The organism is Pseudomonas vlassakiae (assembly GCF_014269035.2).
GTDB classification, from domain to species: Bacteria; Pseudomonadota; Gammaproteobacteria; order Pseudomonadales; family Pseudomonadaceae; genus Aquipseudomonas; species Aquipseudomonas vlassakiae.
In genome coordinates this window covers 80,129-93,894 of the sequence record NZ_JABWRP020000019.1, presented here as the reverse complement: position 1 = coordinate 93,894, position 13,766 = coordinate 80,129, and the positions used below count along the sequence as shown (strand labels likewise).

10 protein-coding genes are annotated in these 13,766 nt (G+C 66.1%); 2 read left to right on the top strand and 8 right to left on the bottom strand.

The genetic code is table 11. The features are described from left to right. Positions 1–95 precede the first annotated feature (95 nt). From peaD to peaA, 4 genes are read right to left on the bottom strand one after another with little or no spacing between them, the layout of a single operon-like run. Positions 96–1,217, bottom strand: coding sequence for a quinohemoprotein amine dehydrogenase subunit beta (gene peaD, locus HU738_RS21705; RefSeq protein ID WP_186602988.1), 1,122 nt, complete (start codon positions 1,215–1,217; stop codon positions 96–98). 32 nt (positions 1,218–1,249) lie between these two features. Then, complete coding sequence (gene qhpC, locus HU738_RS21700; RefSeq protein ID WP_027916687.1) at positions 1,250–1,573, bottom strand: quinohemoprotein amine dehydrogenase subunit gamma; 324 nt, start codon at positions 1,571–1,573, stop codon at positions 1,250–1,252. Position 1,574: 1 nt separating this feature from the next. Continuing rightward, positions 1,575–3,005, bottom strand: a complete 1,431-nt coding sequence (peaB, locus tag HU738_RS21695) for a quinohemoprotein amine dehydrogenase maturation protein (RefSeq protein WP_186602987.1) — start codon at positions 3,003–3,005, stop codon at positions 1,575–1,577. A 49-nt stretch (positions 3,006–3,054) separates the two neighbouring features. Further along, positions 3,055–4,623, bottom strand: coding sequence for a quinohemoprotein amine dehydrogenase subunit alpha (gene peaA / locus HU738_RS21690; RefSeq protein ID WP_186602986.1), 1,569 nt, complete (start codon positions 4,621–4,623; stop codon positions 3,055–3,057). 392 nt (positions 4,624–5,015) lie between these two features. On the opposite strand from peaA, the gene HU738_RS21685 reads away from it, so the two are divergent. Then, the gene (locus HU738_RS21685) at positions 5,016–6,509 is read left to right on the top strand and encodes an aldehyde dehydrogenase family protein (RefSeq protein WP_186602985.1); all 1,494 of its coding nucleotides are present in this window, start codon (positions 5,016–5,018) and stop codon (positions 6,507–6,509) included. Here the strand turns inward: HU738_RS21685 and qhpG are convergent. The 4 genes from qhpG to HU738_RS21665 are packed head-to-tail and all read right to left on the bottom strand — an operon-like array spanning position 6,473 to position 12,100. After that, positions 6,473–7,798, bottom strand: a complete 1,326-nt coding sequence (gene qhpG, locus HU738_RS21680) for a flavin-dependent monooxygenase QhpG (RefSeq protein ID WP_186602984.1) — start codon at positions 7,796–7,798, stop codon at positions 6,473–6,475. The two genes, HU738_RS21685 and qhpG, sit on opposite strands and share 37 nt — an antisense overlap. Next, a complete protein-coding gene (gene qhpE, locus HU738_RS21675) occupies positions 7,791–8,462 on the bottom strand; it encodes a subtilisin-like serine protease QhpE (protein WP_186602983.1) in 672 nt (223 codons plus the stop codon). The genes qhpG and qhpE overlap by 8 nt, the downstream gene beginning before the upstream one ends. Beyond that, positions 8,452–10,185, bottom strand: coding sequence for an ABC transporter ATP-binding protein (locus tag HU738_RS21670; protein WP_186602982.1), 1,734 nt, complete (start codon positions 10,183–10,185; stop codon positions 8,452–8,454). Before HU738_RS21670 ends, qhpE begins: the two co-directional genes overlap by 11 nt. Before the next feature lies 1 nt (position 10,186). Further along, positions 10,187–12,100 (bottom strand): sigma-54-dependent Fis family transcriptional regulator, encoded by a 1,914-nt coding sequence (locus HU738_RS21665; protein ID WP_186602981.1) that lies wholly within the window; start codon positions 12,098–12,100, stop codon positions 10,187–10,189. A gap of 337 nt (positions 12,101–12,437) precedes the next feature. Here HU738_RS21665 and HU738_RS21660 point away from each other — a divergent pair, with 337 nt between their 5' ends. Continuing rightward, positions 12,438–13,766: a hypothetical protein gene (locus tag HU738_RS21660; RefSeq protein WP_186602980.1), complete on the top strand. Its 1,329-nt coding sequence runs from the start codon at positions 12,438–12,440 to the stop codon at positions 13,764–13,766.

Below are 13,766 nucleotides of genomic sequence, written 5' to 3'. Positions count from 1 at the left end.
TTGCCAGGACTGGCCCTATCGCGGACGAATCCGCCCCTACAGGACAGCGGTGATCCTGTAGGAGCGGATTCATCCGCGATGAAGCCAACACCGGCTCAGCGGATGAACACCTGCGGCGTGGTGGTGGACATGTCCCCGCCCGGCAGCTTGATGTTCTTCACCTTCTCCAGCGTATCGGGGTTGAACACCGCCAGGTCGTTGAAGGTACCGCCCAGGTACAGCTTGTCGCCCTTCATGTCGAAGGTCACGCAGTAGTAGGTGTGCTCCAGATCAGCCGCCTTGATCAGCTTGCGCTGCTTGATGTCGTATTTGGCCAGGCGGTTGAGCACGCCGTAGATCTGGTTCGGGTCCTTGGGCGAACGCAGGCCGGTGAAGTAGAGTTCGGTCAGGTCGGCGAATTCCCGGGTGTGGGCCTTGCCGGTCTTGAGGTCGATGCTCAGGTAGCCATACAGCGGCTGCGCCTCGTTCGGGTCCTGCCTGGCGTCCTTGAACCTGGCGATGGTGTAGAGCATCGAGAATTCATGGCGCGGGCTCTGGTGCGGCCAGAAGTACAGCACATCCGGGGCGCTGTAGCCTTTGCGCTGCCAGTTGCGCAGCGGCAAGGCCACGCTGTACTTGCCGGTCTTCACGTCCATCTTGTAGATGTCCGGCCCGGCGACGAACAGGCTGCCATCGTCGGCGGTGCGCATCAGGTAGACCTGGCGCGGCATCGGGAAGGTACGCACCGGCTTGGCCTGCAGGCCATCGGCGGTGTTGTACACCTCCAGGCGCGGTGGCTTGACCACATAGTGGTCGTTCAACCGCTGGGTCGGGTTGACCGTGGCGTACACCTCTTTGCCATCCGGGCTCAGGGCGAACGAATACATCGACTTGCCGACTTCACCCGGCACGCTGGACAGGTTGGCGTGGAAGGTGGTCTTGCAGGTGTCCAGGTCGATACCGTAGATATCGGCATAGTGGTTGTTGAGCACATACGCGGTGCGGTTGTCTGGCGCCATCATCGCGGTGCCGGGGCCGAACCTGTCGGGCATCTGGCAACTCTTGTACAGCGTGTCGCTGGCCACGTCGATGACGTGAAGGTTGTTCGGGTAGTTGGTGGTGATCAGGTATTCCTGGCCAGCCTTGAGGGCCGGGCCGGCATCATCGGCCTGTACCGCCCAGGCGCAGGCCGTGGCGGCGATGGTCAGCGCGAGTTGCGCGCAGCGTCCAGCTTTCATGCGGTTTCCCCTTGTCATTCTTGTCGGGCCGGTCACTTGTCTTTAGGGAACACGGTGCCGAGGTTGCGCCAGTCTTCCTGGGAGTTGTTCGCCTGGGCATTCCAGTCCTGGTAGGTGCTCATCATGTCCGGCACCTGGGCCGGCCACCAGCAAGGATCGGAGCACCCGTACAGGTCGGCCTCCATCGGCTGGCACAGCGAACTGACGCCGCCAAAGGCGTCCACTTCCCAACCCGGGTCGGTGGTGGCGGTGCAACCGGCGACCGCGCTCATGGCCATGACCTCTTCGACGCGGTCTTCGGCGGCGGCCTGCTCGAGGATGCGCGCCTTGTTGTTCAGGGGCTTCAAGTGCTTCATGTCAGTGCGCCTTCCGCGGGGTGATGTAGCGGTCGATGAAGGCCGGGTTGGCGGCCATGATGCGGCTGTAGACTTCGATGCCGAAGTCGACCCAGTCGCGCATCAGCTCGCAGTAGTGGTAGGTCGGGTGCTGCGGGTCGCCGTAACGGGCATAGCTCTCGTGGTAGCAGCCGCCGGAGCACAGGTTGCGGATGCGGCAGCTGTCACAGCCGGTGTTGCTGCGGTCCAGGCGCTGCGACAGGAAGTCGTTGAGCTGCGCCTGCTTCACGCCCTGGTGGACGTTGCCAAAGGTCGGCAGGCTGGAGCCGGTGAAGCGGTGACACAGGTTCAGCTCGCCCTCGTGGTCCACGGCCAGCATCTTCAGCCCGGCACCGCACGGCAGGGCCTTCTTGTGGCCTTCGTGGATGTCGGTGATCAGCTGGTGCAGGTTGGAGAAGCCGATGTTGCGGTGCTCCAGCGCCGCTTCCAGGTACTTGCGGCCCAGCGCCTTCATGTTGGCGAACACCTGCACCAGCTCTTCACCGGTGAGGTTGAAGTCGGCCATGTCGCCGGAGGTGACCGGGGCAAAGCCGACTTCGGCAAAGCCCATTTCGTTGAACAGGTGGTTCCAGATGGTCTCGACATCGGTGATGCCACGGGTCAGGGTGACCCGCGCGCCCACCGGGCGGCTGCGGTAGCGCGACAGCAGCAGGTCGGCCTTGCGCCGCACCACGTCATAGGTGCCCTGCCCGCCCACGGTGATGCGGTTGCGGTCGTGCACGGTCTTCGGGCCGTCGATGCTGATCGACAGGCCGAAGCGGTGAGCGTCGAGCCAGTCGATGATTTCTTCGGTGAGCAGGGTCGCGTTGGTGGTCATGATGAACTCCACCTGCTTGCCGGCTGCGGCGAAGCGCCGCTCGCAGTAGGCGACCATGTGCTCGATCAGCGGCCGGTTGGACAGCGGCTCGCCGCCGAAGAACACCACGCTGTAGCGCGCTTCGTCGGGTGATTCCTTGAGCAGCATCTCCACCGAGGCTTCGGCGGTGGCGGTGCTCATCTTCTTGCCGGCGGACGGTTTGTCCAGGTCTTCCTTGTAGCAGTAGGTGCAGCTGAGGTTGCAGCCCGTGTTGACGTTGAGCACCACGGTGTTCAGTGCCGTGCGCTCGACCTGCTTGAGGGCGATTTCCGGGGTCAGCGGCGAGCCGTCGCTGACCAGCTCCAGCGCGATCAGCTCGCGCAGGGTGTCCTGGATATCGTCGCTTGCAAACTGCTGGCCAAGGCGCTGCATCAGCGCCTCGGCCGAGCAGCCTTGCTGACGCAGGGTGTCGATGATGCTGCCGGTCACCGCGTCGGCGGTGAACAGCGAACTGCTGGGGATATGGAACAGCATGCGGTCGGCATCGACCTGCACTTCGTGCAGGTTGCGTTCGACCAGGTTCAGTAGCGCGCCCATGGCGACCTCCCGATAATCGATCCGTTGGCAAAACCGTTACACCCTGCCCTTACGGCAGCGGCGGGTTGTTCCAACGCTGAACGGTGACGATCATGTGGCCTTCACCACGCTGGCCACCGTCTGCCAAGGTGGCGATGACCTTCAGGTTGCCGGCGTTGTTGGTCATCATCTTGCGCGCCGGATTCGGCCCGGCACCGCCTGGCACGAACACACCGTCGGCCTGCATCTGCCCGGCGAACCTGACGTCTTCGTCCTCGACCGCACGCTCGTTGAATGGCTCGACCTTCCAGCTGGCCGGCAGGTAGCCAATGCGCAGCGGCTGGCCACTGCCATCCTTGCCCCAGGCTTCGGCTTCGAAACGGCCCTGGACCTTGGGCACCGAGGCACCGTTCTCGCCGATACGGGCGATGGAGAATGCCGGCACCACCTTCACTTCCTCGACCTTGTCATAGACCGCCAGCTTGGCGCCCTTGAGTTCACCCACGCCCACGTCGCGCTGGCCGGGCTTGGCATCGGCCGCAGCGCGGGCCTTCACACGCACCAGGGTCGGGGTCTGTTCCAGCACCTCGCTCACCTCGACCCCGCCCCCCAGGTCGGGCTTGCCGGCCAGGCCGGTGCCGACCAGGGTGATCTCGCTCTCGCCACCGGCCTTGATGAACGCAGGCTGAACCGCCAGCAGGCGCGCCTTGCCCTCTTTGGCGGCGATGAAGTCCAGGCCACGCTCGTCGTGATCGGCCTCGAACATGCGGCCTTTCATTTCGCCGTCCAGCGCCGCGAACACCTGGCGCAGGTTGCTGTCGCCCACCTTGACGTTGCCGCGCCATTCATAACCGTTGTAGAGCAGCGCCGTGCCACTGCCATTGAACGGCGTGCCGTCGGCGTAGCTGCCTTTGACCTCGACCTTGAAGGTATCGCCCTGGTCGGCAACCACCGTCATCACCCCACGCACATCGCCCTTGGCCAGCATGTGGCCGCTGAACGCCCACTGCCCCGCCAGCGCGTCGGCGGCCGGCCTGGCCTTCTGCCATTCAGCCCAGGCCGGGCTCTCCAGCGGGAAGCGCTTGGCGAGGTCCGGCACCACTTGCTTGAGGGCGATCTCCAGCCAGTCGCGGTCACGCGCCTGGGCCTGGTATTCGAGGGACGGCCATTGGCCAAGGTGGAAGTTGACCAGGTGCTCCCATTCCTGCGCCGGGCGCCGCTGCAGCGCGACACGGGCACCGGAGTGGCAGCGCCCGCAGGTTTCACTGAGCTGGGTATCGAAGTGCTCGACGGTGTTGAGCCGGCGCTCCATGGCGTAGCGCACGCCATCGGTCTCGCTCGGCGCCAGGCCCTGCTTGTCGGCCAGGTACTTGACCAGGGTGCGACGATCGTCGTCGCTGATCTGCACGCCGTGCATCACCTGCATGCGGGCAATGCTCATCAGCCAGCCTTCCGGCGTCTTGCGCTGATGGCTGATGCGGCTGTAGGTATCGTTGCCCTCGGGGATGTGGCACCCCATGCACGTGTTCTGCAACAGGCTCGGGCCCTGCCCGGCCGCCACCACGGCCTGGGTGCCCAGCAGTGCGGCGGCGGCCAGCGCCAGTTTGCCCGCATGCCGCCGGAGTCGAGTCGTCTTCAAGGTCAGACCTCCACGGTTGTTGTTCTTATGGTTTTCACACGCTTTGGTACAGCAGGTGTGCTTGTGACGGTTGCGATACAGAAACTGTGCCAAGTGCTGCAAAGGCTTTGTATTTCAGGTCCTTAGCCGTTTTCTTCAGGGGTGTTGAACGGTTGCCGGGGGCGCTGGAGCGTGCCATTTCGCGACAGGGTGTTTCATCCTGAGACAGGGCCTGCGCAGCCACTGTTTCAACACCGTCTCACAGCGTCTCAATGTGCAACAGCGCGCGCCTGCAAGGTTGGCCTTGCACAAAAGCAAAACCCAGACAGTTCAACACCTTGCGCCCATTGCACCGGTTTGGCACGCGCCTTGCGCCAGTACCGGCCACACCCAATGACAAGAGGCACAGCCCCATGCTTTCCGAACTGCCCATCCTGCCCGCTACCCGCGCCTTCCTCGAACGCAAGCTGAAGATGCGCATCGGTGCCGACTGGCAGGACGCCGCCAGTGGTCGCACGCTGTCGTTCCGCAACCCGGCCACCGGCGAAATCCTTGGTGAAGTGCCCGCCGCCGAGCAGGAAGACGTCGACCGCGCCGTGCGCGCCGCGCGCCAGGCCTTCGATGACTCGCCTTGGAGCCGTGTGCGCCCACGCGAGCGGCAGAACCTGCTGTGGCGCCTGGCCGACCTGATGGAGCGTGACGCGCAGCAGCTGGCCGAGCTGGAGTGCCTGAACAACGGCAAGAGCGCCGCCGTGGCCAAAGTCATGGACGTGCAGCTGGCCATCGACTTCCTGCGCTACATGGCCGGCTGGGCCACCAAGATCGAGGGGAGCACCGTCGATGTGTCCATGCCGTTGATGCCCAACGACCAGTTCCATGGTTTCGTGCGCCGCGAAGCCGTGGGCGTGGTCGGCGCCATCGTTGCCTGGAACTTCCCGCTGCTGCTGGCCTGCTGGAAACTCGGCCCGGCCCTGGCCAGCGGTTGCACCGTGGTGCTCAAGCCGGCCGACGAAACCCCGCTGACTGCACTGAAGCTGGCCGAACTGGTGGATGAGGCCGGCTACCCGGCCGGGGTGTTCAACGTGATCACCGGCACCGGCCTCAACGCGGGCGCCGCACTGAGCCGCCACCCGAGCGTGGACAAGCTGACCTTCACCGGCTCCACCGAAGTGGGCAAGCTGATCGGCAAGGCGGCCATGGACAACATGACCCGCGTCACCCTGGAGCTCGGCGGCAAGTCGCCAACCATCGTCATGCCCGACGCCAACCTGCAGGAGGCCGCTGCCGGCGCCGCCACGGCGATCTTCTTCAACCAGGGCCAGGTGTGCTGCGCAGGCTCGCGCCTGTATGTGCACCGCAAGCACTTCGACAACGTGGTGGCCGACATCGCCGGCATCGCCAACGGCATGAAGCTCGGCAGCGGCCTGGATCCGGCGGTGCAGATGGGCCCGCTGATCTCGGCCAAGCAGCAGGACCGGGTGACCGGCTACATCGAGCTGGGCCGCGAACTCGGCGCGACCATTGCCTGTGGCGGTGAAGGTTTTGGCCCGGGCTACTTCGTCAAGCCGACGGTGATCGTCGACGTCGACCAGCGCCATCGCCTGGTACAGGAAGAGATCTTCGGCCCGGTGCTGGTGGCGATGCCGTTCGACGACATCGACGAAGTGATCGGCATGGCCAACGACAACCCTTACGGGCTGGGCGCGAGCATCTGGTCGAACGACCTGGCGGCGGTGCACCGGATGATTCCGCGGATCAAGTCGGGGTCGGTGTGGGTCAACTGCCACAGCGCGCTGGACCCGGCGCTGCCGTTTGGCGGCTACAAGATGTCCGGTGTCGGCCGTGAGATGGGCGCAGCGGCCATCGAGCACTACACCGAATTGAAGTCGGTGCTGATCAAGCTCTGAGCTGCACCCTGGTCTGCCAGCCAGCGCATCAACATCCTCTTATGCGCTGCTGGCAGGCTGCTCATGGCTGCCGCGGGTGATCGACCAGCCAGCAACTCACGGACTACCGGCGCCAACTCGATCCCCTGCAAATGCCAGATCCCCAAAGGCTGATCCGCCGTCACCACCACCTCAGCCTCGTCCACCAGCCCATCCCGCAACACCGGCCGCCGCGCCACCTGCACCGCCGCCCAGTCCGCCGCCAGATGCAACGGCTGCGCATCCGGCCAGCCTCGCCGGCGTTCCCAGAATGGCTGCCCGGCACGTTCAAGCTCCTGCCCATAGAAATCCCGCCCAATGCGGGCAAAACGCATGAACAGCTGCTCGATCCGCTGCTGATGAAACTGCTTCGCCAGTGCGGCCCGTTCAGGCCGGCGCAACAAGGTATTGATCACCACCGGCGCCTGCAATGCCGACGACAGCGACTGGAATATCCCGTTCCCCGACAATGGGTCAACCGCCATCGCCGCATCGCCCACCCGCAGCCAGTCATCGCCCACGCAGTCGCCCGCGAGAATCGCCGTACTGCTGCGAGCGTGAACCTGCGCAGGCTCCAGCGCACGCGCATCGAACAGTTCAGCCACCAGTGCCGACGCACGACGGCGTGCGGCGCAATAGTCTGGCAGCGCCGCCTTGCCCGGCAGCCCCCCGGCATCCAAGGTCACCTGCCAGTAGCATCGCCCGTCGGCCAGCCGGGCCATCCAAGCCCAGCCATCGTCCAGGCTTTCCACCGCCGAAGCAGGATCGCCAGGCTCCGACTGCCAAAGATTGAGCAGGCTGACCGTCTCCGGCCCGCGCATACGGTCGGCCGCCAACGGTGCCTGGCGGCCGCGGGCTTCGACCAGAAAATCACCCTGCAGCACCTGCCCGTCATCCAGCCGAATCTGATAGCCCGCTGCGCGCGCAACATCCCGCACACGCCCTTGCACCACCGTCCCCCCGGCGCACAGCAAGTCATCACGCAGCGCACGATCAAAGCGCTGGCGGTCGAGCAGGTATTCCTGATTGAGTTGCAGATGCTGGCCATTCCAGCGCACCTGGCGTGTCGCCGGTACCGCCGCCTCGGCCAAGGCGCCGCCCAGGCCGGCATGGCGCAACCCTTCCAACACGCGTTGCGAAACCCCTTCCACGGCAGCGAAACGGCGCCAGTCGGAGACCACCGTTACCGGGTAGCCCAGCCGGCGCAGACCCAGCGCGGTGGCGGCGCCGGCCGGCCCGGCGCCCAGCACCAGAATGCGTGGCTCAGGCATCCGCTGCACCTCGTCGTTCCGGGCCGCTGAATGCGGCGTGGGCTTGCAACCAGGCATGGACCTGCTGCCGATCCAGCCCGGGCTGCTGTTGCAACAGGGTCGCTATCCGCCCACTCACCGCCGCGCAGCCAAGACTCGCCCCGGCCCGACCACGCTCGCCCACGTGGCCACCGAAGTCGGCCTGTGCGCTGCCAAGCCACGACCACTGCCCCGGCGCGCAGCGGGCATCGCCGGTGATGCGGATCACCCCCGGATACGCCGCCGGGTACACCGTACTGCCCTGCGCCGGGCTGGACGCGCACAGCAGCACGCCAGCCCGCTGCACTTCAGCACAGGCCTGGCGCAACACCGCCCGGTCCTGCTGCAAGCCAAGGCTGAGATTGATCAAGGTCACGCCCTGCTCCGCCAGCCAGAACAACGCGGCGGCAACTTGTAAAGCGCTGGTGCTGCCGCGTTCGCTGAAGACCTGGGCCAGCAACAGCGGCAGCGCACCGGCCTCGGCTTGCAGGCTGGCCAGCACGGCGCTGCCATGGCCGAGCCGGTCTGGTTGCAACTCGCCCTCGCAGAGCACGCCCTCGTCCAGCCAGAAACGCCGGGCCGCGACCAGTGCCTGCGTTGGTGCACAACCGCTGTCGATCACACCAACCTGGACATCAACGGCCATGCTGGATCGTCTCCCGAGGCAATACGCGCAACTGGCCGCCTTGCAGGTGCAGATGCAGGTCGGCATCGGCCAGGGTCGATGCGCGGTGGCTGATGAGGATGCGCGTGCGCCCGGCGAACAGTTCGTCGATGGCGGCAATCACTTCGCGTTCGGTGGCTTCATCCACCGCCGAGGTGGCCTCGTCGAGCACCAGGATCGAAGGCGCCTGCAGCACCGCCCGGGCGATGGCGATACGCTGCTTCTGCCCACCGGAAAGCTGCTGGCCGCGCTCACCGAGCAGCCCGTCCAGGCCCAGCGGCAGGCTTTCCACCAGGCTGTCGAGGTGGGCCAGTCGCACCACCCGCTCCAGCTCCCCACGGCTGGCCTGCGGCGCGCCATAGGCCAGGTTCTGCGCCAGGGTGCCGCGAAACAGCACGATGTCCTGGCTGACCACGGCGATGCGCTGGCGCACGGCGGCCAGGTCGAGCTCGCGCAGGTCGGCGCCATCGAGCAGGATGCGCCCGGCATCCGGGTCGTAGAAGCGCTGCAACAGGTCGATCAGGGTCGACTTGCCGACACCCGAAGCACCGCTGATGGCGACTTTCAGGCCACCGGCAATACAGGCATCGACCTGCGCCAGCACCGCGCCCTGGCGCCCGTCATGGGCAAAGCACACGCCTTCCAGGCGCAGCTCGCCCGGCCCTTGCGGCATGGGCCTGGGCGAGTCGGCCTCGCGCACCGCTACGGCTTCTTGCTTCAACTCCATTACCCGGCCCAGACTCACCGCCATGCGCTGCACCGCCACGTACAGGCCCAACAAGCTCTGCACCGGCCCCACCGCCATGCCCATGTAGGTGGAAAACGCGATCAGCGCGCCGAGCTGCCAGGTGCCCTGGATCACCCACCAGCCACCGACCAGGAACGCGCAGGCGCGGCACCACGAGGTCAGGGTGCCCGGGACTGCCTGGGTGAAGAACTCGGTGACCTGCACCTTGAGCAGCTGGCGCATGTAGCCCTGCCCCAACTGGTCCAGACGCCCGGCCTCGCGGTTCTGCTGGCCGGACGCCTGGATGAATTTCATCGCCGGCAAGGTCTCGACCAGGAACGACGACACGTCCGCGGACCGCTCACGCAGGCTGCGCACCTCGCGCTCGACCTTGCGCCGCATCCAGCGCAGCCACAGCACCTCGATCGGGATCAGCAAGGCCAGCAGCAGCGACAGTTGCCAGGACAGCATCAGCATCAGCGCTACCGCGCCCACCAGGCCGATCACCGCTGATACCGCGGAGAACAGCGAATCAACGGCAAAACGCTGGATCTCGGCGACATCACCGTCGAGCCGCGAGAGGATGTCGCCGGTACGCCGGCGCCCGTAGAAGGTTGGCGACAGCTGCTGCAAATGGCGGTACAGGTCATCACGCAGGGCGAACAGAATGCGCCCCGACAGGCGCGTGTGCAGGTAGCGGTTGACGCCCGCCAGCACGGTGCCCAGCAGGCCGGCGCCAATCATGATCGCGGCCATGTGCCAGAGGGTCTGGTAATCCTTGGCCAGCAGGCCTTCATCGATCAGCGTCTTGACCAGCCACGGTTGCACCAGGGCCAGCAGCGAAGCGCCGAAGGACAAGCCCAGCAACACGCCGATGGCCCGTTGCTGGGGGCGGACGAAACCATACAGCCAAGCCAGGGCCTGGCGCATAAGTACGGGGTCGCTGGTGTGCACCAGCCTTGCGAACAGGTTACCCATGTCAGCCGCGCAACTGTTTGAGCTTGCGGTACAGCGTCGCCCGGCTGATGCCCAGCGCTTCGGCGGCCGCCGAGACATTGCCCTGGTGGCGCGCCAGGGCGCCACGGATCAGTTCCAGTTCGTTGTCCTTGAGGCTACCCGAGGGCGCCGTGCCGCTGGCCAGCTCATCCAGCAGGCAATCGGTCAGGTGGTCGAGGGTCAGCACCTGCTCGCCATCCTCGCGCATGGCCAGGGCGGTGCGCACGACCATTTCCAGCTGGCGGATGTTACCCGGCCAGTCGAAGCCTTCGAGCAGCGCCGCCAGGGCCGGGTCGAGGCTCACGCCCTTGGCGCCGGACTTGTCCAGCAAGCCCTCGATGATGTTCGCCAGGTCATCGCGCTCGCGCAGGGCCGGCAGGCGCAGGGACACGCCGTTGACCCGGTAGTACAGGTCTTCGCGAAAGTGCTGCTCCTGTACCAGGCGCTTGAGGTCGCGGTGGGTGGCGCAGATCAACGCCACGTCAATGTCCTGCTCATCGCCCGCACCCAGCGGCGCCACCCGGCGCTCCTGCAGCACGCGCAACAGCCGGGCCTGCAGGGCCAGCGGCATGTCACCGATCTCGTCGAGGAACAGCGTGCCGCCATGGGCCTGCATCAGCCGCCCGACCATGCCGCCCCGACGCGAGCCGGTGAAGGCGCCCTCGCGGTAGCCGAACAGTTCGGATTCGATCAGCCCCTCGGGAATCGCCGCGCAATTGACCGCAACGAACGGTTTGTCGGCACGCGGGCTGGCCTGGTGCAGGGCACGGGCGACCACTTCCTTGCCGGTACCGGTCTCGCCCAGCAACAACACCGGCAGGCCATTGCCCAGGCCCTGGCGGGCCATGCGCAGGTTGCGTGCCAAGCGCGCGTCAGCCCCGGCCAAGGCCTCCAGCGCAGGGGTTTTGTTAGCCACCGCCGGCTTGGCCTGCGCCGCGCTGCCATTGAGCGGGCTGTGCCGCGGCAGCTGCAACGCACGGAAGAAGAATTCGCCCTTGGCCGTCTGCACGTTGCTTACGCCACCCTGCCACAGGCGGGCGATGAAGGCCGGTGAACGCTCACCCAGCAGGTCGCTGCTGCGCCGCCCGATCAGGCCCTGGCGCGGCACCTGGAGCAACTGGCAGGCGCTGTCGTTGGCGGCCAGCACTTCGCCGTCCAGGCTTAGCGCCAGCAGGCCGTGCCAGGCGCTGTTGAGGTATTGCGGGCGGCTGTGGAACGCCAGCACCAGTTGCTCGGGATGGCACAGGCCGAACATCCTGCTCTCGATATTGCCAGCCGCCAGCATCAGCACGCTCAGGCTGTCCTGCGGCTGGGCCATGACCCCTTCGCGGGTGACATCGAGCACGCCGATCACTTCGCCGCGCGGGTCGCGCAGCGGTACCGAGGTGCAGGAGAACGGGCTGAGCCGGTCCAGGTAATGCTCGCCACAGTTGATCAGCGTCGGCCGGCCTTCGACCACGGCGGTGCCGATGGCGTTGGTGCCGCGCAGCGACTCGCTCCAGCAACTGCCGGGGTGCAGGTCGCGCAGGCCTTCGCGTTGCAGTACATGCTTCTGCCCCTCGATGGCCAGCACGTTGGCCTGGGCATCGCCGAGGATGACGATGCCAGCCTTGCCTTGGCGTGATACCAGGTAGTCCAGTTCGGGGGTGACGGCGTCCATCAGCAGCCGGTTGCGTTCCAGCAGCATGCGCAGGTCCTGGCCCTGCTGCAGGCCCACGCCGACTTGCTCGCCTTGCAGGCAATCCAGGCCATGGCCGAGGCTGCGGCGCCAGGAGGCGTCGATTTCATCGCGCAGCATGCCCAGCGGCAGCTCACCTTCGCTGGCCAGACGCATGCGGGCCTGGCGGGATTCGTGCAGTGGGTCTTGGGCGTTTGTTATGGGAAATTGTCGCGCCATTTTTTGCTCCAGCTGTGGCCTCTGGGGTCAAGGCTACGGGCTTGGTATCTTTTGCGCAGTGTGCGGGAGATTATGGTGGGCGTCGAGGTGCATGCCTTGAGAGGTGTGCCGCTCGATCTCCCAGACGCCACCCCCTCAAGCCATGCCCCCAACCCAACGCTAACCCCAATACTGGGGAACACCGCCCACCGGAAAATCATCCAGCTCGATCACCCCGCCGCGCTGAAACCCAAGTGCCACAAGGCCTGCAGCCTGATGTGAAAAAATTGGCACGGCTGTTGCGCTGGTCCTCCCAGACGCCCCAAGTCATGGGCCCGTTAGCAGGAGGAACCGACTCATGCTCCGACCGATATCCAACACGCTGGCAGTGGCGATCGTCGCCGGCCTGTTCCAGCTCCCGGCGCAGGCAGCGCTGTATGCCGTCGACACCGGGCCCTACACACCTGAAAACGGTCACTACGCCGCCTGGTACCAGGACACGCACGGCCGTACCCTCGACCTGTGCCTGTCCAAGGCGGTGAGTTCACGCGTCGCCGGCGCCCCTGGCGCACCGGCGTACATGTGCACCCTGTTGCCTGCCCCAGGCATCTTCGACGACACCAAGCCGTTGGTCTTCCCGAGCAACTGGCCGGATGAATCGTTCTGGTTCACCGCCGACGCTGCCATCAACGATGTCGCCCGGGGGGTCAACCTGACCTACGTCAGCGCGCTCGAAGCCGCGTTCGGCGGTGGCGACCCGGCAGAAAACGACCAGATCAGCTTCGCCCGCGTGCGGATCCGGGTCGACGTTCCCGTGGCCGGCACCTACGTGGTCACCCACCCTTACGGCGTCGAGGTGTTCGACGTACCCGCCGCCGGGCGTCGGGCGATCAACATGACCCGCGACATCGGCATCGGCTCCGCTGGCACCTTTACCGGCGCCCTGAAGGGCGATATCGGGCCCTTCCTGCGCAGCGTCAACGGCCCTTACACCGAAGGCAGCGAGACATTCATCGGCGACCCCAACCTCAACGAGCGGGTCACCGGCAGCCCGTTCAACACCAACTTCGTACGCATCGAAGGCCCCAACGGCATCGACTTGCGCACGGACCTGTTCGCCGTTTCCGGCAAGCTTTCCGCCGTAGCCCGACCGACGCCGTTGATCCCCTTGCGCAGCACCTACTCGCGGCACACCGAGAACGGCGACCTGCGCGCCCAGCAAGACATGTTCGTGCTGGCGCCGCCACCGCCTGGCAGCGCCACCCTGACCAGCCAGGCGCCTAACCTGCCGCTGACCGAAGCCAATGGCACAGGTACCTGGTATGCCCAGTCGGCACTCAACCCGGCACTGCCGACCAGCCTGCTGATCAGCGCCGACAACAGCGTGGCCATTCCCACCAGCAGCGTGACCCAGGCCAGCCTGCCGCTCACCGACCTGGTCACCATCACCAAGGCCGAATACAGCTTGGCCAATGCCACCCTGACCTTGATCGCCACCAGCAGTGACGAAACCAACCCGCCGGCAATGACTGCCCACACCGGCAACGGCACCTTCATCGGCAACTTCACCGGCGACGGCGCGCAGAAAAGCCTGAGCGCCAACTTGTCACCCGTCCCGCCAGCCAAGGTGCAGGTCACCAGTGCCAATGGCGGCAGCGACATCGAAGACGTGGTGCTGGTGCCATGA